Below are 19,565 nucleotides of genomic sequence, written 5' to 3' on the forward strand. Positions count from 1 at the left end.
CAGCAACGCCGAAGGGAGACGATAGTCGCCTCACAGACTGCGCATAAGCAATGCACAGCTTTATGGGTGAGTCTGATCTTGCGTGAAAGGAGCGCACGATGACTGAGAACCCGCACCACGAGGCAGACCCGATCGAACCCGGACAGGCACAGCCGGATCAGGCACGGCCGGAACAGGCGCAGCCGAACCAGGCGCAGCCGGATCAGGCGCAGCCGGAACAGGCACAGCCGGAACAGGCACAGCCGGATCAGGCACGGCCGGATCAGGCGCAGCCGGGACAGGCGCCGAATCAGGCGAATCAGGCACAGCCGGAACAGGCACAGGCAGAACAGCTGCAGCCAGAACAACCGCTGTCAGAATCGGCGCAGCCCCGGCAACCCGTGCCGCCCGCCGGCGAGCAGACGACGCACACACAGACGCCGCCGCCGGAGGGGCAGGGGGAGACTCCCGCTCATCCATATCGTGCGCAGCAGCACGGGGACTCCTACACGAGCGCGCACCAGCACGTCACAGGGCACACGACCGGCACCGCGTTCGGTGTGACCCAACCCGGTGCGCCGGTCTATCCGTATGCGAGCTCATCCGACACACACCAGCACGAGGCCGGGCAGCCCGGACTCCATGCGGCCGAACACGGCACGGGCGAGAAGAAGCGCCGCACCGGCGGTCGTCTTCTCATCGCAGGCCTCGCCATCGGCGCCCTCGTCGGCGGTGCCGCCGGCGCGGGCACCTCTGCCCTGATCACAACGGGATCAGGCAGTTCCGTTGTCAGCGAGTCGAACGGGCCGGCATCGATCACGATCAATGACACAGACGACGTCACACCGACATCGGCCGTTGCGGCGAAGGCGGCACCGAGCGTGGTGACACTGATGGTCTCGTCAGGAGAAACAGCCGGAAGCGGTTCTGGGGTCATCCTGAGCGAGGACGGGTACGTCCTCACCAACAACCACGTCGTGACGCTTGACGGATTGCTCTCCGATCCCGATATCCAGGTCACCGACAACGCGGGGAACATCTACAGCGCGACGATCGTCGGCACCGACCCCGTGTACGACCTCGCGGTCATCAAGCTCGACGATGCGAGCGATCTCACGCCCATCGAGTTCGCCGACTCGAGCGAACTGAACGTCGGTGACATGGCTGTCGCGATCGGAGCACCGCTCGGGCTCTCCGGAACGGTCACAGACGGCATCGTGAGCGCGTTGAACCGCAGCATCACGATCTCGTCGTCTGCAGTGCCTGACGACGGTGGTGACACCGACCCGAACGAGCAGGAGGAGAGCCCCTTCGACTTCAATATCCCAGGGCAGGAAGAGCAGACCGAGCCGACGACCACCATTGCTCTTTCCGTCATCCAGACGGATGCCGCCATCAACCACGGGAACTCGGGCGGTGCGCTTGTAGACGAAGAGGGAAAGCTGATCGGAATCAACGTCGCCATCGCCGGGTCGGGGAGCGACGAGCAGAGCGGCAACATCGGTGTGGGGTTCGCGATCACGTCGAACATCGCAGAACGTGTGGCCTCGGCCCTCATCGAGAGCGGTGAGGCCACACACGGTCTGCTCGGTGCGACGGTCACCGACGCAACGGCGGCTGCCGACAGCCCGGTGGTGGGCGCCCTGATCGACTCAGTCACGCCTGGCGGCGCCGCTGAGGCGGCAGGCCTGAGAGCGGGAGACATCGTCACGGGGCTGAACGAGCTGCCGATCACCGGATCAGCAGACCTCACAGCGCAGGTGAGGGCGCTCGCCGCCGGTGAATCAGCCGAACTGACGTTCGTCCGCGATTCAGAGAGCCACACGGTCGACGTCACTCTCGGAACGCTGGTTCTCTGAGGTCCTCACGTCACACGCCCGTCCCCGCTTGCGCGGAGGCGGGCGTTGGCGCGCGTGCGGTGTGACGGCCGAGGATTCGGCTCGGCTGATAGGCTCTTGCGGATTCAATCAGCGAGTGGAGACCATGTCTGAGAACACGGCGACGGGCTTCGGTCCTGCCCTCGGCGTTTCCTATGTCATGCCTGTTCTCAACGATGTTCGCCACGTTCGGGCAGCTGTCGACAGCCTGCTGGCGCAGGACTATGAGGGACCGTTCGAGGTGGCGATCGCCGTAGGCCCGAGCATCGACGGCACCAACGAACTCGTCGACGAGCTCTCGCGGGCAGATTCCAGAATCCGTGTGCTCGAGAACCGCGCCGGCTCAACTCCGGCGGGGCTCAACCTCGCGATTCGTGAGACGACGTATCCGATCGTCATCAGGGTCGACGCTCACTCGGTGCTGCCACCGGACTACGCCCGGATCGCCGTCGAGACGATCGTCAGGACCGGGGCGCACAACGTCGGCGGAATCATGGACGCGCGCGGGACGACGCCCTTCGAACGCGCTGTGGCCAGGGCATATGGCAGCCGTATCGGTCTCGGAGGGACCCCGCATCACGTCGGCGGCGAAGAAGGCCCGGCAGACACCGTCTATCTCGGCGTCTTTCGGCGCGAACCCCTTGAGCAGGTCGGGATGTTCGACGAGCGCATCAAGCGCGGCCAGGACTGGGAACTCAACAGGCGCCTGCGGCAGAATGGCGGAACGGTCTGGTTCACACCGGAGCTGCGTGTCACCTACCGTCCCCGTTCGCGGTTATCCGCCCTTGCGCGACAGTTCTTCTCAACCGGGCTCTGGAGGGGCGAGCTCAGCAGGAGGTTTCCCAGCCCGCGCACCGTTCGGTACTTCGTACCGCCCGTGATGGTCACGAGCGCCATCGTGGGCGTTGTGCTCGGGATCATCGGCGTGGCGCAGGCAACCATGGAGCACACGCCGTGGCTTCTGGCCGGGTGGGTCGTTCCCGCCGTGTACATCGCGTTCGTTCTCGCCGCGACAGCGGCAGCTGCGGCGCATGCCGGAGTTCGCGAGACCCTCTGGTATCTCGTAGTCTTGCCCTGTATCCACTTCTGTTGGGGAATCGGGTTCACGTTGGGCTATCTGTCACTCGCAAGCAACATCTCGGCCCTCAAGAACGAAAGAGGCGGGAATGCCAGTGCCGGGACCATCGGCTGATCGCCCGTTGCGGCCACGCTCGATCGCAGAGCTGCGCGAGGTCGCACAGCCCGCAGAGGTGCGAGGCCGCCGTAACGCCGAGCACTGGACGGCCTCGCTGTACTTGCGGTCCCTGTCGCCGTATCTGACCTGGCTGCTCCTTCGCACGAGCATCAGCGCCAACGGTGTGACCGGGTTGATGATCCTGACTGGCTGGTCAGTTGCAGCGGCTCTGCTGATACCGGGAATCTGGGGCGTCGTGCTTGCCCTGGTGCTCGGGCAGCTGCAGATGCTGGTGGACTGCTGCGACGGAGAAGTGGCCAGATGGCGACGCACGTCGTCGCCGGCCGGTGCCTTCCTCGATGCCGTCGGTCACTACTCGACAGAGGCTCTCATCCCGCTCGCGCTCGCCATCCGGGCGGCGGGATATCCGTTCAGCGCTCCGGAAGACTATGCCTTCACCACCCTCGGTGCTCTTCTTGCACTGATCATCGTGCTCAACAAGGCGCTCAATGACATGGTGCGCGTGGCGCGTGCCAACTACGGGGCGCCGAAGCTGACATACAGTGAGAGCGAGTCCGAGCCGACGATCGGTCTGCTCGCGTTTGCGCGCAGGGCTGCCCGGTTCGTTCCTTTCCACAGGCTGCTGCACTCGGTCGAACTGACGTTCGTCATCTTCGTCGGTGCGCTCCTCGGCCTCGCGATCGGCCAGACCGAGGCGATGAGGCTCACCCTGGGTGTTCTGATCGCCGTTGCCGCCGTCACCCTGTTCGGACATTTTGTGGCCATCATGTCGTCGAAACGGGTCCGTGCCTGAGAACCCGATGCCCACCGTTGGCGTGGTCGTCCTCACTCAGGGCACACGCCCTGGCGAGCTGGCGCATGCGCTCGAGAGCGTGAGAGGGCAGCAGGGGGTGTCGCTCGATGTCGTCGTCGTCGGAAACGGCTGGAAGGTGACCGGGCTCCCCGCCGACGCGCGAGGGGTGTCACTCGACACCAACGTGGGAATCCCGGCCGGGAGAAACCGCGGAGCGGCGGCGGTCGCGGGCGAGTACATCTTTTTTCTCGATGACGACGCGCGTGTGGTCGATCAGGGGTTCCTGCTCGCCTGCGTTGAGATGTGCCGCGCAGATGAGAGTATCGGCCTGATTCAACCCCGTCTGGATGCCCTCGACGGTGGCGAAGCTCCGACGAGATGGATCCCCCGCACACGGAAGGGAGACCCTCGGCACTCGAGCGAGATCTTCTCGTGTCTCGAAGCGGCGGTATTCCTGCCACGGGCTGTATTCGACGCGACCGGTGGCTGGGCGGAGCCGTTCTTCTATGCCCATGAAGGCATCGAGCTCGCCTGGCGCGTCTGGAACCAGGGGAGACGCGCGTGGTATGCGGGAAACCTGGCAGCACAGCATCCCATCGTGGAGCAGACGAGGCATTCGGAGTACTACCGCATGAACGCTCGCAACCGCGTGTGGCTTGCACGGCGCAATCTTCCCGCCGTCCTCATCCCGCTGTACGTGGCCACGTGGACCGGAATCCAGCTGGTGCGCTGGTGGCGTAACCCGACGGCGCTTCGAGCGTGGTTCGGCGGGTGGAGAGAAGGCTGGAAACAGAACCCGGGCGGGCGTCGCGCCATGCGATGGCTGACGGTGTGGAGGATGACCGTCGCGGGCAGGCCCCCGCTCATCTGAGCTGCGTTCAGCGGCGGTAGGCTTGACGGATGGGCATCGTGAGTGACGCGCGCAAGGCTGTCCGTATCGGGCGCGACATGCTTGCGAATCGACGTGCGCGCGCTGAGCTTTCAGTGCGTCTCGCACAGCTGCCGCCGCTCGAGGCGGGAAAGTACAAGATCGCCGTCTATTTCGCTGACGGCCAGGTCAACATGTATCAGGTCCGCCAGTGGTACCGGCCGCTTGAGGAATTGGCGAAGACCTGGCCCGTCGTGGTGCTCAGCCGGGGGGCGACTGCAGCCACGAAGCTGTTCGAAGAATCGCCGTTGCCCGTGGCGTACGTGCGCACGGTGTCTGCGCTTGAGGCGACCCTCGCCGAGCAGGACATCCGCATCGTCTTCTACGTCAATCAGAACACCCGGAACTTTCAGATGTTCCGGTACGGCGGCTGCTGGCATGTTTTCATCAATCACGGTGAGAGCGACAAGATGTACATGACGACGAATCAATTCAAGGCGTATGACTACAGCCTGGTTGCCGGAGACGCCGCCATAGCCCGGCTCGAGAACGTGCTCTGGAACTATGACTTTGACTCGCGGGCGATCAAAATCGGTCGTCCGCAGGCTGACTACTACCGCGCCGACAACCTGCCGTTCACACCCGATGACCGGACGGTGGTTCTCTACGCGCCGACCTGGGAAGGCGACAGGCCGGCTGCGTCCTATGGCTCGATCGCTTCGCACGGGGTTCCACTCGTGCGTGAACTGCTGCGGACCGGTCGGCATCGTGTGATCTACCGTCCGCATCCACGCAGCGGGGTGGTGAACTACGCATACGGTGCGGCGAACCGCGAGATCGTCTCGATGCTTGCGGCGGCGAACGATGCGGATGCTTCGGCCGGCCACGTGCATGACACCGATGCCGAACTGGGGTGGCAGCTCGCGGCCGCAGACGTGGCCATCGTCGACATCTCTGCAATGGTGTACGACCGGCTCGCGACCGGCAAGCCGCTGATGATCACACGCCCCGTGAATCCAGACGCACGGATCGATACCACGGGCTACCTCTCTGCGTGCGAGTGGCTCGACGCCGCGCACACGGGCGAGATCGTGACCCAGATCGATCAGGTACTGCACGATCCCGACACCGTTTCCCGCCTCGAGTACTGGGTGCAGCGGTATTTCGGGGACACCACCCCCGGTGCCGCCACAGAGCGCTTTCATTCGGCCGTCGAACACCTGATGGCCGAATGGGATCGATTCGCCCTGGCGCACCTGAACGATGACCCTCAGCAGTCTGGCTCACCTGAAGCGAGAGACACCGACATCGAAGACGACGACGAACTCGGCTAAGCCTGCTCGCTGTCGTCGGCATCATCCTGCACGTCGTCTTCGCCCGCCACGTCTTTCGGGCCGCGCCGGCGCATCCGGGGGATGAACCGGTGGCCCACGGTCAGACCACGCTGTTTTTTCTCTGACGACGTCTTTCTGAGAGTGATCGTCGGTTCGAGTTCAGCGCGGAGCGTGAAAGGCGCCGGCCCGAAAGCGGAGCGCGCGCTCAGCACCACCTGCCTTCCGGCGAGATGGTTGCCGATTCCCCCGATCGCGGCGCCGATGCCGAAGGGAATCACCTTGCCGATGAACGACGTCCCCTGGTTGAGGGCGAACTTCTTCACGAACCTCTTCTTCAGTTCGTCTGCCACCGGCCCCATAACGAACTGCGGCATGCTCGACGTGATGACTTCTCCCCAGTAGGCCGACCGGACGGGGGCCTGCCCGGCGATCTGTCCCGTGAGCTGGCCGAGCAGTTCCGTGCCCGCCCGCCCGAGCATCATCGTCATCACCAGTGCACGGGCGCGCACAGGGTCATCGAGGCTGATCCCGTGCACCTCGGTGACCGATTGGGCGAAGAGGGCGGTGGTCTCGAGGAACCCCAGCGTCTCGACGCCAGAGAGAGTGAGGGCGATACCGGTTCCGACTGCCGGCACCATGGCTGTCGCCCCGACCGCCGCGCCCCCAGAGGTGATCGCCGTCAGATAGTGGCGTTCGAGGATGCGCACGAGCTGTTCGGGTGTGGCGTGCGGGTGCCGGCGTCTGATCGCGCGAACGTGCGCGACCACAACGGGCCGTTGAACGGCGAGCACTCTGTCGACGGCCCGGAGCCATGCCGGTCCGGTGAACGGTGGAGCACTCGCAGCCCCGCCCGCTCTCTCGTCGATCGGCGCCACGATGACCGCGGGGATGTCTGGTCGGTCTGACGCGTCTGGCATGCGGCCATTCTAAGCACCACGTCTGCGAATACGAGGCGTGCAGGACAACAGGACTTCGGAGCAGCGGCCCCCGTTCTCGACTCACAGTTGCGGCGGCCCCGCCTGCACGCGAGCGCGAGCGTATGCCTCGACGCGTTCAGCCGGCATAGACCAGTCGGATTCGAGCCACCATGTCGCTCCGGCGTCGGCCCACGGTCGAACGCGCTCGGCGTCGGCAGCCGCATCGGTGCCCGTGGTCGTGCCCTCGTGGATGACATCGAACGGGCGATCGGCGAGGCCGGCTGCCTCGCGCTCGTCGCGGATCCAGCTGATCGCCTCTGCCGCGATGTCTGGTGTGTAGAGCCGCTCCTGCTCTTGGGGGCTGGCTGGTGAAGCGCCGGGCGGCGCATAGTTCGGGATCCACCCGTCGTACTGCGCCACTCGACGCATCGACTTCTTGCTCGGCCAGAGCCCCACGACCCAGGTCGGGATGCGTGGCTGCTGCACGCTTGCCGGCGGCAGCATGGTTTCAGTGCGCTTCGCGCGGAAGTGCCTTCCCGTGTATTCGAAGCTCTCGGCACGCCACAGGTGTTGCAGGAGTTCGAGGCTCTCATCGAGGAGCTCCGCGCGCACTTTTCGACCGGGATCGTCTTCGAAGATCCAGAAACGTTCGTCGACCTCGGCAGGGACGCCGAGCCCGGCAGAGAGGATGACACGACCGTTCGAGAGGCGGTCGACGGTCATGGCCTGCCCGGCGAGCTCCCACGGACGCCGCCGCGGGACAGGAGTGAGCATGGTGCCGAGCCGGATGCGGTCGGTCACGGCGGCGGCGGCAGCGAGCGTCGACCAGGGGTCGGTGGCCCAGATGCCCTCCCACACGAAGAACCCATCCCACCCTGATTGCTCGGCCAGCCGGGCGAGTTCGACTGCGAGGGTGGGGTCTGTTCCGGTGAAGATGAATCCCTTTTTCATACCGGCCAGGCTATCCGGCACCACCGACGCCGACACCCGGCGCCGTCATCGCTAACTGTTGTAGTCGCGGTTGTAGCGGTCGAGAACCTCGGCGATCGATGCATCGAGCACCAGCTCGCCCCTGTCGAGATAGAGTCCTCGGGTGCAGAACCTGCGCAGGTCCTTCTCGCTGTGAGAGACGAAGAAGAGGGTCCTGCCGCCCGCGAGCATCTCATCGATGCGCCTGTAGCATTTCTCTTTGAATGCGCGGTCGCCGACGGCGAGCACTTCGTCGACGAGGATGATCGGTTCGTCGAGCTGCGCGATGACGCTGAAGGCAATGCGCACCTTCATTCCGCTTGAAAGATGCTTGTACGGAGTATCGACGAAGTCCTCGATCTCGGCGAACGAGATGATCTCGTCGAATCGGTCGTCGATCTCTCGCTTCGACATACCGTGCAGACCCGCGGTCAGGAAGACGTTGTCCCTGACCGTGAGGTCGTTGACGAACCCCCCGGTGATCTCAATGAGCGGCGCCACACCGCCACTGACACCGACACGGCCTTCGTCGGCGATCACCACACCGGCGACGAGCTTGAGCAGCGTCGACTTGCCCTGTCCGTTCCGTCCGACGACGCCGATGGCCTCACCGCGTTCGACGGTGAACGAGACGTGGCGGAATGCCCAGAACTCTCCCGGACGTGAGCGGCGGTCTCGGCCGGAGAAGAGATCCTTGAAATTGCGGCGGCCGCCCCTGTTCCGGCGAAAGCGGATGCCGAGGTCGTCGGCGACGATCACGTGCTCGGTCATCAGAGCTCCTTCAGCACTGTCCGCTCGCTGCGTCTGAAGACCCAGAAGCCGATGCCGAGCAGTATGAGCGTCATCGCGGCCGAGATGACCACGGCGAACCAGTCGAGCTGCTCGGGGAAGAACGCGGAACGGTACAACGAGAAGATGCCGGCGAGAGGGTTGAACGCTGCGAGATTCTGCACGCTGGCCGGAAGAGCATCCAGATCACCGAGGCCATAGACGATCGGCGACGCGTAGAACAAGAACCTCAGCATGAGTTTCACCGCGCGTTCGAGGTCTCTGAAGAAGACCACGAGGGGGGCGATGATCATGCCGATGGCCACGGTCAGCACGGCCTGCATCACGATGGCGAGCGGAAAGAGCAGAACGCTCACCGAGAGCGATGCGCCGGCGAATATCGCGAATGCAGCGAGCACGGGAAGCGCGGCCACGTATTCGATGCCCTTCGAGAGCACAATGCGGTTCACCCAGATGGTGCGCGGGATCGACGTTGAGCGCACGAGCTTCGCGTCGCGCAGGAATGCGCGGGTGCTGTCTGACACCGATCCGTTGAACCACATCCACGGAAGCAGCCCGCTCAGCAGGAACACGATATAGGGGCGTTCGCCGACGCTCCCTCCACGGTCGAAGATCACCGCGAACACGAGGTAGTAGATGCCCGCCATCACAAGCGGGTCGAGAATGGACCACACATACCCGAGCACGCTCGTCGAGTAGCGGACGCGCAGGTCCCGCTTGGTCAACAGCCAGAGTGAATGACGATAACGCGTCGCCTTTGAGCGGCCCGAAGGGCTCAATGCGGCGTCAGAACTCACAGGCTCCAACATATCCGCATTCTGCGACACCGCGCGCACAGACAGGTGCCCGGGTGCGCATCGTGTCGAATGCCCCGGTCATACCGGTCGGGTCAGACGAAGAGATTCGCTCGCTCGAGGTCTTCGGCGAAGTCGACCTCTACTGCATAGAGGTCTGAGATGTCGACCGGCTCCACGAGCATGCGCTCATTCTCGATGGCGAGTTCGATACCCCGCTCGAAATAGTCCTGGTCCTCAACTCGGGCGAGGTACCGCACGAGCATCGCCTTGTCGCGAGACGAGATGTAGTTGATGCCGACGGCTTCGCCGAGACCACCCTTCACCGTCTTGGACAGCTCGCGGATGTAACCCTCGGCGCCGGTGGTGTACTTCACTTCTTCGTCAGAGACCTTCGACGTGTTGACGGTCACGAAGGACTGATCTCGGGCCATTGTCTCAGCGGCCCGGTCGAGAATGGCCGGGTCGAAGACGACGTCTCCGTTCATCCAGAGAACGCCGCCGGGCTGAGAGGCGGTGAGGGCGCGCAGAAGGCTCTTCGAGGTGTTCGTCTGGTCGTATTCTTCGTTGTAGACGAACGAGGCATCGGGGAACGCCTCGATGATGTGCTCGAGCTTGTAGCCGACGACAATCGTCACCTTGGCCTTCTTGCCGAAGGCGTGGTGGATGTTGTCGAACTGCTGCTGCATGATCGTGCGACCGTCGCTCAGCTCGGTGAGCGGCTTCGGCAACGACCGGCCGAGCCTGCTGCCCATGCCCGCTGCAAGGATTACTACCTGGGTCGTCACGAGATACTCCTCAAAAATTGATTCAAGGTCACTCGGCCGCTCAGAACAGCCGTGTTAATAAAGAGTTAACCTGAAATTGGTTGAATCGACACCCCGTCATGCCTGCTCCCACGATAACTGTCGCCCCTCACGCCGGCACCGTTGGGAGAGCGGTTGTTGTGGTTTCGTAATCTGCCGCACGGGGTTTTCACAGGTTACTGAGAGGGTGAGAATAGGGCTCGCACCGATGCAAGGCATCACAACTTGGTAGGTTTGATCAGTGACTTCACCTTCGCCTTCCCCAGCATCGTCTGACCGAGACGAGTCCCAGGCGAGCGAGACTGTCGATTCTGGTTCGGTCAGCGCATCATCATCGAACGACCGGCCTGCAGAAAAGAAGCCGGCGCGAAAGCCGGCTGCGCAGAGATCGGCGGCGCAGAGATCGGCGGCGCAGAGATCGGCTGCGCAGAGATCGTCGGCGCAGAAAGCGCCCGCGCAGAAGCCGACGCCGGCGGCGCAGAGATCCACGACGCAGAAAGCGCCCGCGCAGAGATCCACCGCGCAGAAACCGGCGGCGCAGAAACCAGCGGCGCAGAGATCCACCGCACAGAAACGAACGACGCCGAAGGCGCCAGCGCCAAAGCCGGGCGCTGCTTCGGCGTCGGGCGAGCCGAGGGTCCCCGACGAATCCCCGGCGACGACCGAGACACCTGACGCCGCCACGCAGAACACGCAGAAGAAGTCGTCGAGCACAGCGGGCAGAAAGCCCGCGGCCGCGAGCAAAGCACCGGCCACTCCCCGAAAGCCGGCCACTCCCCGAAAGCCCTCCGCTCCGCGAAAACCGTCAACACCGCGCAAACCGGCGTCGAGCACCCGTACCGGCAGCGCAGCAGACACGCCATCGGTCGAAGAGACTCCGACTCGGCTCTCCCTCGAATCAGAGCGTGTGCATATGCCCGCCAAAACAGCGGCTGCCGCGGTTCGTGATAGCTCCGCAGTCAGGACGCCTCCGGCAGACATCGTGCTCGATCGTGACATTCCGCCGGTTCCGCCGCTCCCTTCGCTTCCTGATGTGAAACCACAACCTGAATCGCCGACGGCGCCCCCTCCCGAGCCGCAGGGTCCAGAGAATCCCGATCCGGCTGAGTCGCACGAGCCTGATACGGCTGAGCCCCACGAGGCCGTTGCGGTCCCGGCGGCACACCGTGCGCCCGATGACACCGAGGCGTCAGAGGATGCTGAGGTGTCAGAGGACGCTGAGGTGTCAGAGGATGCTGAGGTGTCAGAGGAGACGGCGGAGACGGAGACCGCAGAGAAGGTTGATGCGGCATCGGTGCCTTCGCCGCCGCCGCCGCCGTTGCCGCCGTTGCCCGCACATGAGGCAGCCGCGCGCTTCGAGACTCGTGCCGCGGAGACCGGCGAAACGAGCGCGGAGTCGCTCGATTCAGAGGCCGAGCCGTCTGCGGCAGAAGAGCCGCCGGCGCCGGCGGCAGATGCACGATGGGTCTGGAGCCGTCGCTGGCCGTTCCTCAGCCTGCGCACGCAAACGGGGTCGCGAGTCGAAGCCGGTGATGCTGAGGTCGACACCGCTGAGGTCGACGCCGCTGAAGTCGACGCGACTGTCGTCGATTCGCACGGTGACAGCATCGAGTCCGATGACCTCGAAAGCGTGAGCGCGCCAGAGGCTGAGGCCGATGAGCAGACGTCGCCTGACGATGACCAAGCCGCTCTGGCTGACGAGCCAAATCAACGGGACGAGCCCGACCAACCGGACGAGCCGGAGCCCGACCAACTGGACGAGCCCGACCCGGCTCAACCGGACGAGGCCGCTCAGCCTCTTGAACCGAATCCTCTCGCCGTTGTCGGAGTCGCTGAATCGACCGATACAACAGAAGCCGGCTCAGAGCACACCGATGCCGGCGAAGACGAAGAGGCAGACGCGCCTGTTGCTCCGGCGACGCTCTCGGCGTCTGCCGCCCCTCGCCGTGAGCGGGATGCGGCAGCCGGAGACGTCATCAGCATCAGGGGGCTCTCGAAACGGTTCGGCGACACGGTTGCCGTCGACGACATCGATCTCGACGTTCAGGCCGGCTCCTTCTACGGAATCGTCGGGCCGAATGGAGCGGGAAAGACCACGACACTCTCGATGGCGAGCGGACTGCTCCGGCCGGACTCCGGCACCATCACCGTGAACGGCGTCGACGTCTGGAACGATCCGGAAGCGGCCAAGCGTTCGATCGGCGTGCTGCCCGACCGACTGCGTGTTTTCGACCGCCTGACCGGTGCCGAGCTGCTGTATTACGCGGGTGTCCTTCGTGGACTCGACGGCGCGACAGTGCGGTCCCGTGTCGCGGATCTCGCACGTGCGTTCTCTCTCGAAGACGCACTCGGCCGTCTGGTCACCGACTATTCCGTGGGCATGACCAAGAAGATCGCCCTCGCCGGCGCGATGATCCATTCGCCCCGCCTGCTGGTTCTCGATGAGCCGTTCGAGTCCGTCGACCCGGTTTCAGCCGCGAATGTCATCGAGATTCTGCAGAAATACGTGGACCATGGCGGGACGGTTGTGCTGTCGAGCCACAGCATGAGCCTGATCCAGCGCGTCTGCGACCGTGTCGCCATCATCATCAACGGGCGGGTGCTCGCGTCTGGATCGGTGGACGACGTCAGGGGTGACCTCAGCCTGGAAGAGAAGTTCGTCGAGCTGGCAGGCGGTCGCCGTGCCACAGAAGGTATGGAATGGTTGCACAGCTTCTCGGAATGAGACTGCGGATGCTCGCCAATGTCTTTCGGCGCAGCCCGTCCCAGCTCATCGGCATCGTGGTGCTCGCCCTGGCCGGTATCACGCTGCTCGTGCTCATCGGCGGCGGCGTGATCGCGCTGCAGTCAGCACCCGCAGAGTTCGCGCGGAACGTGATCGTGATCGTCGGGTGCTTCGTTGTGCTCGGATTCGTTCTCGTTCCCCTGGTGTTCGGCCACGAAGACGACCTGGATCCCCGCGCGTTCTCGCTGTTCGGCATCCGCCCTCGTCTGCTCGCCCGCAACCTCTTCATCGCATCGCTTGTCACTGTGCCCTCCGTGGTTCTGGTGATCTTGACAGCGCTCACGATCGTCACCTGGGGCCGTGGCTTCTTCGCCGTGCTGTGTGCGCTCATCGGCGGCGCTCTCGCTGTCGCGACCTGTGTGCTCGCCTCGCGTCTGACCTCTGCCGTCGCCTCGCTTGTGCTGGCGACGAGGCGGTCCCGTGAGCTGATGGGCATCTTCGGTGTTGTGCTCATCGTTCTCGTTGCGCCGGCTGTGATCCTGCTGTCGAGCATCGACGTGACCGCCGACGGCTTCTCGGCTCTGCGAAGCGCTGCCGACGCCATCAGCTGGACTCCGCTCGGGGCAGCGTGGGCGATCCCGGGCGACATCGCCGGGGGCAGCGTCGGCGCCGCACTCCTCAAGCTTCTCATCGCCGCGGCCACCGTCGGATTGCTCTGGCTTGCATGGGAGCGCGTCGTCACACGCATGATGGTCACGACGGAGCGCCCCTCAGCGCCCGGAACCGCAGTGCGACGGGGATGGTTCGATGTCTTCCCCGCCACGCGCAGCGGCGTCGTCGCCGCTCGCAGCATGACCTACTGGGCACGCGACTCCCGCTACCTTGTATCGATCATCATCATCCCCCTCGCACCGCTTCTGATGATCGGAGCGCTCCTGGTCGCCGGGGTTCCCCTGCAGCCGCTCACCCTCCTCCCGCTGCCCGTCATCGCTCTGTTCCTGGGATGGTCGCTGCACAACGACCTCGCACTCGACTCCACGGCCATCTGGATGCACGTCGCCGCCGGAGTGCGGGGGGTCGCCGACCGCATCGGGCGAACCGTGCCGGTCCTGATCATCGGCGTGCCTGTTGTTGTGGTCGGTTCGATGCTGAGCGTCGTGCTCTACGGAGACTGGGTAGTGCTTCCCTCCGTGTTCGGTGTGGCGGCCTGCCTGCTGCTCGCGGGCCTCGGAGTGTCGAGTGTCAGCTCCGCCCGTTTTCCGTACCCCGCTGTCCAGCCGGGTGACAGCCCGTTCCAACAGCCGCAGACATCCGGAACGAACTCGGGACTCGTGCAGTCGATCGCCCTCGTCGGCACGATAGCGCTCGCTCTGCCGACGCTGATCTATGCGTGGCTCGGGCTCGTCGAAGACGCCTCGTGGCACACTGTCGCGCTCTGGGTGGGTGTGGGCACCGGCCTTGTGGTGTACCTGCTCGGCGTCTGGATCGGCGGTCGGGTCTTCGAGCGCCGTGGTCCGGAGATCATGGCCTTCGCGACGAGTATGTAGGACTGCGGCTGCGCATACAATTGTTCACATGGAACAGGTATCTGCCGGTGTGACACTGCGAGCCTCTGATCCGAGCGGCACCCCTGACGGTGGCGGGACGAGTGTTCTCGACCGAGAGCTCGAAGAGCTGCTGCAGAACGAGAGCATCGACCCGGGCGACCATGAGCGCTTCTCGCACTATGTGAAGAAAGACAAGATCATGCAGTCGGCGATGACCGGAAAACCGGTCAGGGCGCTGTGCGGCAAGAAGTGGACCCCTGGGCGAGACCCGGAGAAGTTTCCGGTCTGCCCCGCCTGCAAAGAGATCTATGAGAAGATGCGCGCCGAGTAACCACTCGTCAGCGTCAGCCCTGGTAGGTCGTCGGCAGGACAGGGTCGCCCCGCCCCAGGCGGAATGCTCCTTGAGGGAGTTCAGCGAGGGCCTTCGCCCGATGCTCCCGCGCACGACGCGTGCCCTCCGCTCCCGTGTGGCTCTCGTCGATGACACCGTCGACAACCAGTGGAACGAGCAACGGGCGGTCCGACGGGCCGGCGGAATCGACATCCTCAGGCCCGTCGCCCACGAAGACGATCTCTTCGCGCGCGACACCTCGATCGTTCCGGCGCCGCACCGGATACTTGCGGCCCCCGACAGACGCTTTTCCGTCCGAATGCTTGGCAACCGAGATCCACGAGCCGTTGTCTTTGCGAGCCACGAGTTTGTAGACCATTCCAGCTGCCGGTGATCCGGAGCCGGTGACGAGCGACGTGCCGACGCCATAGGAATCCACCGGAGCCGCGGCGAGAGTGGCTATCGCGTGTTCGTCCAGGTCGCTCGTCACGGTGATCCTGGTTTTCGTCGCACCGAGGGCGTCGAGTTGTTTGCGCACCTCGACGACGAGTGTGGGCAGGTCTCCCGAGTCGAGGCGCACGGCCCCCAACTCGGTGCCGGCGACCTTGATCGCGGTGTCGATTCCCCGCTCGATGTCGTAGGTGTCGACGAGAAGCGTCGTCCCGACCCCCGCAGCCCTGATCTGCGCGCGGAAGGCCTCTTCTTCGCTGTCGTGGAGCAGCGTGAAGGCGTGTGCGGCTGTTCCCATGGTCGGGATGCCCCAGGTGCGGCCCGCTTCGAGGTTGCTGGTCGCGGTGAATCCCGCGATGTACGCCGCCCGTGCGGCTGCGATGGCTGCTGATTCATGCGCCCGCCGCGACCCCATCTCGGCAACGGGGCGACCCATCGCGGCCGTCACCATGCGTGTCGCCGCATTGGCGATGGCGCTGTCGAAGTTCAGCACGCTCAGCACGAGGGTTTCGAGAACGACCCCCTGCGCGAACGGGGCTTCGACGACGAGCACGGGGGAGTTGGGAAAGTAGACCTCTCCTTCACGGTATCCCCAGATGGTTCCCGTGAACCGGTAATCCGCCAGCCAGTCGAGGGTCTCGGACTCCACGACCGCATTGTCGCGCAACCAGCTCAGCTCGGCGTCGCCGAAGCGAAAATCGCGGATCAGCTCGAGCAGTCTGCCTGTGCCGGCGACCACCCCGTATCGGCGTGCCCCCGGCAGCCGCCTGGCGAAGACCTCGAACATGCACTCACGGTCCGCGGTTCCGTGCATAAAGGCCGCGTCGACCATCGTGAGCTCGTAGCGGTCCGTGTGAAGGGCTGTGGAATTCGTCACTCGGTCAGACTACTGACCTCATCGTGTCGCGTCGAGGCAACGGGTTGCCGTGTCGGTGCGGGTAGGCTTGTGCATCGTGAATGACGCGCCAATCGGGATCTTCGACTCCGGGGTCGGTGGATTGACTGTCGCGCGTGCGATCCAGGATCAGCTGCCGCACGAAGAGATCCTCTACGTCGGTGACACAGCGCATTCCCCGTATGGCCCCAAGCCGATCGCCGATGTCAGGCGATACGCGCTCGAGGTGCTCGATGATCTGGTCGGGCAGGGCGTCAAGATGATCGTCATCGCCTGCAACACGGCATCCGCGGCCATGCTGCGCGATGCGCGCGAACGCTACTCCGTTCCCGTGCTCGAGGTCATCCAACCGGCGGTGAGGCGAGCGGTCAGCACGACCCGCAACCGGCGGGTCGGCGTGATCGGCACGGTGGGAACGATCAAGTCACGTGCATATGAAGACGCCTTCGCGGCGGCTCCGGAGCTCGAGCTGTTCGCACAGGCCTGCCCCCGGTTCGTGGAGTTCGTCGAATCCGGTGTGACAACGGGCGCCGACGTGCTGCGCGAGGCCGAGAGCTATCTCGATCCGCTGCGCGAAGCGGGTGTGGACACCCTGGTGCTCGGCTGCACCCACTACCCCTTTTTGAAGGGGGTCATCTCGTATGTCATGGGTCCGGACGTCACCCTGGTGTCGAGCGACGTCGAAACGGCCAACGATGTGTATCGCCTTCTCATCAGCGAGGGTCTCGAACGCACAAGCAGCACACCGCCTCAGCATCATTACGAGGCGACGGGAGCGAGCGAAGACGAGTTCCTCACCCTCGCCCGCCGCCTCGTCGGTCGCGAGATCTCACACGTCGACCTGGTGCAGACCGGTGTGATCGACCTCAGAGCCCTGCGCGCCGCACAGGCGTCGTATAACAACCCGTACGGAACACCCTAGGAGCCGCCCATGTCAGACATCACCCGCAAAGACGGCCGCGCCGCCGACGAGCTGCGCGAGATCACCATCGAGCGCGGCTGGAGCGACCAGGCCGAGGGTTCGGCCCTCATCTCGTTCGGCCGCACCAAGGTGCTCTGCACCGCATCGTTCACCAACGGCGTGCCGCGCTGGCTGACCGGCAAGGGCAAGGGCTGGGTCACGGCCGAGTACTCCATGCTGCCTCGGTCGACGAACGACCGGATGGACAGGGAGTCGGTGAAGGGCAGGATCGGCGGTCGCACGCACGAGATATCGCGGCTCATCGGCCGCAGCCTCCGAGCCGTGATCGATACGAAAGCCCTCGGTGAGAACACCATAGTCATCGACTGCGATGTGCTGCAGGCCGACGGCGGCACCCGGACCGCCGCCATCACCGGCGCATACGTCGCTCTCGCCGACGCGATCGAGTGGGCCAGGGGCAAGAAGTTCATCGGGCAGAAGTCCACGCCGCTCATCGACAGCGTCGCGGCGGTCTCTGTCGGGATCATCGACGGAGACCCGATGCTCGACCTCGCCTATGTCGAAGACGTCAGGGCAGAGACCGACATGAACGTTGTCGTGACCGGCCGCGGGCTGTTCGTCGAGGTGCAAGGGACGGCAGAGGGCGCCCCCTTCGACCGTCGCGAGCTCGACTCGCTGCTCGACCTCGCGGTCGGGGGTGCGGCCACACTGACCGGCTTTCAGCGGCAGGCGCTCGGACTCGAGGGCTGACATGCCGATCGAACTCGTCCTCGCCACGCACAACCAGCACAAGGTCGGAGAGTTCCGACGCATCATCGGTGCCGAACTGCCGGATGTCGCGGTCTCTGGATACAACGGACCTGAACCGGTCGAGAACGGCGTGAGCTTCAGCGACAACGCGCTGATCAAGGCCAGAGCCGCTGCAGCGCACACGGGCCGGATCGCCCTGGCGGACGACAGCGGGATCTGCGTCGATGTGATGGGCGGTGCGCCAGGCATCTTCTCGGCTCGCTGGGCAGGATCGCGGGCGAGCGACGAAGCGAACGTCGATCTTCTGCTCGAACAGCTTGCGGACATGGGTCCGGGCCAGCGACGGTCTTCGTTCGCCTGCCATATCGCACTCGTTGTGCCGGAAGGTGTGGGGAACGGTCCGTTCGAGCATGTGTCCGTCGGCACCTGGGCGGGCTGGCTGGCGACAGAACCGAGCGGCGAAGACGGATTCGGGTACGACCCGGTGTTCGTTCCAGACGGCTACGAGGTGACCTCGGCATCGCTTGCGCCCGGTGTCAAGAACGAGATCAGTCACCGCGCACGCGCGTTCGCGGACCTCGTTCCCGTGTTGCGACAGGTCATTCACAGCGTCGGGTGATGCCGAGCCGCTGAGAATGAGAACGGCCATCGTTCCTGATTGCGGCTGAGACTGGCGCCCACCGCCCCCGGGCTCTAGCGTGGGAGTATGGCCCACGACCACGCGCATTCGACGAGTAACAGGGCACGCCTGATCCTCGTGATCATCATCGTGTCGGTTGTGCTCATCGTCGAGGTCGTGGGGGGAGTGCTGTCTGGCTCGCTCTCGCTGCTGGCGGATGCCGGGCACATGTTCAGCGATCTCGCCGGGTTGTGCGTGGCGCTCTTCGCCGTTCTGATCGCCGCACGACCGGCATCCGACCGGCACACATACGGTTTCCGGCGCACAGAGGTCTTCGGCGCCCTTGTCAACGGCGTGATCCTCACCGTTCTCGCCGTCTGGATCGGCGCCGAGGGCATGCGCCGGCTGACGGTGACCGGTGACATCGAGATCCTCGGTATGCCGATGCTCGTCGTCGCCGTCGTCGGGCTCATCGCGAACGTCGCATCGCTGATCATCCTGCGTGGCGGCGCCAAGAACTCGATAAACCTGCGAGGCGCGTACCTCGAGGTGTTCGGCGACGCGCTCGGGTCGCTCGCCGTGATCGTCGCCGCCGTCATCATCATGGCCACGGGGTGGCTCCAGGCCGACGCGGTGGCGTCCGTGCTGATCGCCCTGGGCATCCTGCCTCGCGCGTTCGCGCTGTTGCGCGACGTGTGGCGTGTGCTCAACGAGGGAGCGCCACACGACACCGACGTCGCCCTCATCAGGCGGCACATTCTGGAGACGGACGGTGTCGTCGATGTGCACGACGTGCACGTCTGGTCGATCACATCGGGGGAGCCGGTCTTCACCGCGCACGTGGCCGTCGACTCCGAGGTGTTCACGGGAACCCGAGCGGGCCAACTGCTCGATCAGCTCGGCGACTGCCTGAGCGACCACTTCGATGTGGCGCATTCCACGTTCCAGCTCGAGCCGGTGCAGCATGCCGAGCATGAGAGCCACGAGTACCACTGAACGCTGGCC

19 protein-coding genes are annotated in these 19,565 nt (G+C 64.9%); 12 read left to right on the top strand and 7 right to left on the bottom strand.

The genetic code is table 11. The features are described from left to right. Nucleotides 1–98: 98 nt before the first annotated feature. From ACYVF5_RS06310 to ACYVF5_RS06330, 5 genes are all read left to right on the top strand, one after another. Nucleotides 99–1,838: a S1C family serine protease gene (locus ACYVF5_RS06310; RefSeq protein WP_460944451.1), complete on the top strand. Its 1,740-nt coding sequence runs from the start codon at nt 99–101 to the stop codon at nt 1,836–1,838. Between the two features lie 124 nt (nt 1,839–1,962). After that, a complete protein-coding gene (locus ACYVF5_RS06315; RefSeq protein WP_460944453.1) occupies nt 1,963–3,048 on the top strand; it encodes a glycosyltransferase family 2 protein in 1,086 nt (361 codons plus the stop codon). Then, nucleotides 3,023–3,844 (top strand): CDP-alcohol phosphatidyltransferase family protein, encoded by an 822-nt coding sequence (locus tag ACYVF5_RS06320; protein WP_460944455.1) that lies wholly within the window; start codon nt 3,023–3,025, stop codon nt 3,842–3,844. The genes ACYVF5_RS06315 and ACYVF5_RS06320 overlap by 26 nt, the downstream gene beginning before the upstream one ends. A gap of 7 nt (nt 3,845–3,851) precedes the next feature. Beyond that, nucleotides 3,852–4,715: a glycosyltransferase family 2 protein gene (locus tag ACYVF5_RS06325; protein ID WP_460944457.1), complete on the top strand. Its 864-nt coding sequence runs from the start codon at nt 3,852–3,854 to the stop codon at nt 4,713–4,715. A gap of 29 nt (nt 4,716–4,744) precedes the next feature. Next, a complete protein-coding gene (locus ACYVF5_RS06330) occupies nt 4,745–6,046 on the top strand; it encodes a CDP-glycerol glycerophosphotransferase family protein (protein WP_460944459.1) in 1,302 nt (433 codons plus the stop codon). Here ACYVF5_RS06330 and ACYVF5_RS06335 read toward each other — a convergent pair. From ACYVF5_RS06335 to ACYVF5_RS06360, 6 genes are all read right to left on the bottom strand, one after another. Beyond that, nucleotides 6,043–6,963, bottom strand: a complete 921-nt coding sequence (locus ACYVF5_RS06335) for a hypothetical protein (RefSeq protein WP_460944461.1) — start codon at nt 6,961–6,963, stop codon at nt 6,043–6,045. The genes ACYVF5_RS06330 and ACYVF5_RS06335 overlap by 4 nt on opposite strands. Before the next feature lie 81 nt (nt 6,964–7,044). After that, nucleotides 7,045–7,914: an LLM class flavin-dependent oxidoreductase gene (locus ACYVF5_RS06340; RefSeq protein ID WP_460944463.1), complete on the bottom strand. Its 870-nt coding sequence runs from the start codon at nt 7,912–7,914 to the stop codon at nt 7,045–7,047. Between the two features lie 51 nt (nt 7,915–7,965). Then, nucleotides 7,966–8,703, bottom strand: coding sequence for an ABC transporter ATP-binding protein (locus tag ACYVF5_RS06345; protein WP_460944465.1), 738 nt, complete (start codon nt 8,701–8,703; stop codon nt 7,966–7,968). Then, on the bottom strand, nt 8,703–9,530 hold the full coding sequence (locus ACYVF5_RS06350) for an ABC transporter permease (RefSeq protein WP_460944467.1): 828 nt from the start codon (nt 9,528–9,530) through the stop codon (nt 8,703–8,705). Before ACYVF5_RS06350 ends, ACYVF5_RS06345 begins: the two co-directional genes overlap by 1 nt. Nucleotides 9,531–9,610: 80 nt before the next feature. After that, a complete protein-coding gene (locus ACYVF5_RS06355; protein WP_460944469.1) occupies nt 9,611–10,303 on the bottom strand; it encodes a phosphocholine cytidylyltransferase family protein in 693 nt (230 codons plus the stop codon). 96 nt (nt 10,304–10,399) lie between these two features. After that, nucleotides 10,400–11,179 (bottom strand): hypothetical protein, encoded by a 780-nt coding sequence (locus ACYVF5_RS06360; RefSeq protein ID WP_460944471.1) that lies wholly within the window; start codon nt 11,177–11,179, stop codon nt 10,400–10,402. An 895-nt stretch (nt 11,180–12,074) separates the two neighbouring features. Here ACYVF5_RS06360 and ACYVF5_RS06365 point away from each other — a divergent pair. The 3 genes from ACYVF5_RS06365 to ACYVF5_RS06375 are packed head-to-tail and all read left to right on the top strand — an operon-like array spanning nt 12,075 to nt 14,924. Next, on the top strand, nt 12,075–13,046 hold the full coding sequence (locus tag ACYVF5_RS06365; RefSeq protein ID WP_460945295.1) for an ABC transporter ATP-binding protein: 972 nt from the start codon (nt 12,075–12,077) through the stop codon (nt 13,044–13,046). After that, the gene (locus tag ACYVF5_RS06370) at nt 13,022–14,593 is read left to right on the top strand and encodes a hypothetical protein (RefSeq protein ID WP_460944473.1); all 1,572 of its coding nucleotides are present in this window, start codon (nt 13,022–13,024) and stop codon (nt 14,591–14,593) included. Before ACYVF5_RS06365 ends, ACYVF5_RS06370 begins: the two co-directional genes overlap by 25 nt. Before the next feature lie 28 nt (nt 14,594–14,621). Beyond that, complete coding sequence (locus ACYVF5_RS06375) at nt 14,622–14,924, top strand: DUF3039 domain-containing protein (RefSeq protein WP_460944475.1); 303 nt, start codon at nt 14,622–14,624, stop codon at nt 14,922–14,924. Nucleotides 14,925–14,937: 13 nt separating this feature from the next. Here the strand turns inward: ACYVF5_RS06375 and ACYVF5_RS06380 are convergent, their stop codons facing one another. Continuing rightward, complete coding sequence (locus tag ACYVF5_RS06380) at nt 14,938–16,251, bottom strand: nicotinate phosphoribosyltransferase (protein WP_460944477.1); 1,314 nt, start codon at nt 16,249–16,251, stop codon at nt 14,938–14,940. Between the two features lie 76 nt (nt 16,252–16,327). On the opposite strand from ACYVF5_RS06380, the gene murI reads away from it, so the two are divergent. The 4 genes from murI to ACYVF5_RS06400 all read left to right on the top strand — a co-directional run bounded on the left by murI (nt 16,328) and on the right by ACYVF5_RS06400 (nt 19,556). Further along, nucleotides 16,328–17,191 (top strand): glutamate racemase, encoded by an 864-nt coding sequence (gene murI / locus ACYVF5_RS06385; RefSeq protein ID WP_460944479.1) that lies wholly within the window; start codon nt 16,328–16,330, stop codon nt 17,189–17,191. Nucleotides 17,192–17,200: 9 nt separating this feature from the next. Next, nucleotides 17,201–17,941: a ribonuclease PH gene (gene rph / locus ACYVF5_RS06390; RefSeq protein ID WP_460944481.1), complete on the top strand. Its 741-nt coding sequence runs from the start codon at nt 17,201–17,203 to the stop codon at nt 17,939–17,941. Between the two features lies 1 nt (nt 17,942). Then, on the top strand, nt 17,943–18,560 hold the full coding sequence (locus tag ACYVF5_RS06395) for a non-canonical purine NTP pyrophosphatase (RefSeq protein WP_460944483.1): 618 nt from the start codon (nt 17,943–17,945) through the stop codon (nt 18,558–18,560). 87 nt (nt 18,561–18,647) lie between these two features. Continuing rightward, nucleotides 18,648–19,556: a cation diffusion facilitator family transporter gene (locus ACYVF5_RS06400; protein WP_460944485.1), complete on the top strand. Its 909-nt coding sequence runs from the start codon at nt 18,648–18,650 to the stop codon at nt 19,554–19,556. Nucleotides 19,557–19,565 lie beyond the last annotated feature (9 nt).

This window comes from Okibacterium endophyticum, from assembly GCF_054780075.1.

What these genes read in the sequence shown, in the direction of transcription:
- ACYVF5_RS06350 (WP_460944467.1), bottom strand. Translation starts at nt 9,530, where the DNA reads ATGTTGGAGCCTGTGAGTTCTGACGCCGCATTGAGCCCTTCGGGCCGC.
- ACYVF5_RS06325 (WP_460944457.1), top strand. Translation starts at nt 3,852, where the DNA reads ATGCCCACCGTTGGCGTGGTCGTCCTCACTCAGGGCACACGCCCTGGC.
- ACYVF5_RS06340 (WP_460944463.1), bottom strand. Translation starts at nt 7,914, where the DNA reads ATGAAAAAGGGATTCATCTTCACCGGAACAGACCCCACCCTCGCAGTC.
- ACYVF5_RS06395 (WP_460944483.1), top strand. Translation starts at nt 17,943, where the DNA reads ATGCCGATCGAACTCGTCCTCGCCACGCACAACCAGCACAAGGTCGGA.
- ACYVF5_RS06310 (WP_460944451.1), top strand. Translation starts at nt 99, where the DNA reads ATGACTGAGAACCCGCACCACGAGGCAGACCCGATCGAACCCGGACAG.
- ACYVF5_RS06370 (WP_460944473.1), top strand. Translation starts at nt 13,022, where the DNA reads ATGGTTGCACAGCTTCTCGGAATGAGACTGCGGATGCTCGCCAATGTC.
- ACYVF5_RS06375 (WP_460944475.1), top strand. Translation starts at nt 14,622, where the DNA reads ATGGAACAGGTATCTGCCGGTGTGACACTGCGAGCCTCTGATCCGAGC.
- ACYVF5_RS06345 (WP_460944465.1), bottom strand. Translation starts at nt 8,703, where the DNA reads ATGACCGAGCACGTGATCGTCGCCGACGACCTCGGCATCCGCTTTCGC.
- ACYVF5_RS06330 (WP_460944459.1), top strand. Translation starts at nt 4,745, where the DNA reads ATGGGCATCGTGAGTGACGCGCGCAAGGCTGTCCGTATCGGGCGCGAC.
- ACYVF5_RS06320 (WP_460944455.1), top strand. Translation starts at nt 3,023, where the DNA reads ATGCCAGTGCCGGGACCATCGGCTGATCGCCCGTTGCGGCCACGCTCG.
- rph (WP_460944481.1), top strand. Translation starts at nt 17,201, where the DNA reads ATGTCAGACATCACCCGCAAAGACGGCCGCGCCGCCGACGAGCTGCGC.
- ACYVF5_RS06335 (WP_460944461.1), bottom strand. Translation starts at nt 6,963, where the DNA reads ATGCCAGACGCGTCAGACCGACCAGACATCCCCGCGGTCATCGTGGCG.
- ACYVF5_RS06400 (WP_460944485.1), top strand. Translation starts at nt 18,648, where the DNA reads ATGGCCCACGACCACGCGCATTCGACGAGTAACAGGGCACGCCTGATC.
- ACYVF5_RS06315 (WP_460944453.1), top strand. Translation starts at nt 1,963, where the DNA reads ATGTCTGAGAACACGGCGACGGGCTTCGGTCCTGCCCTCGGCGTTTCC.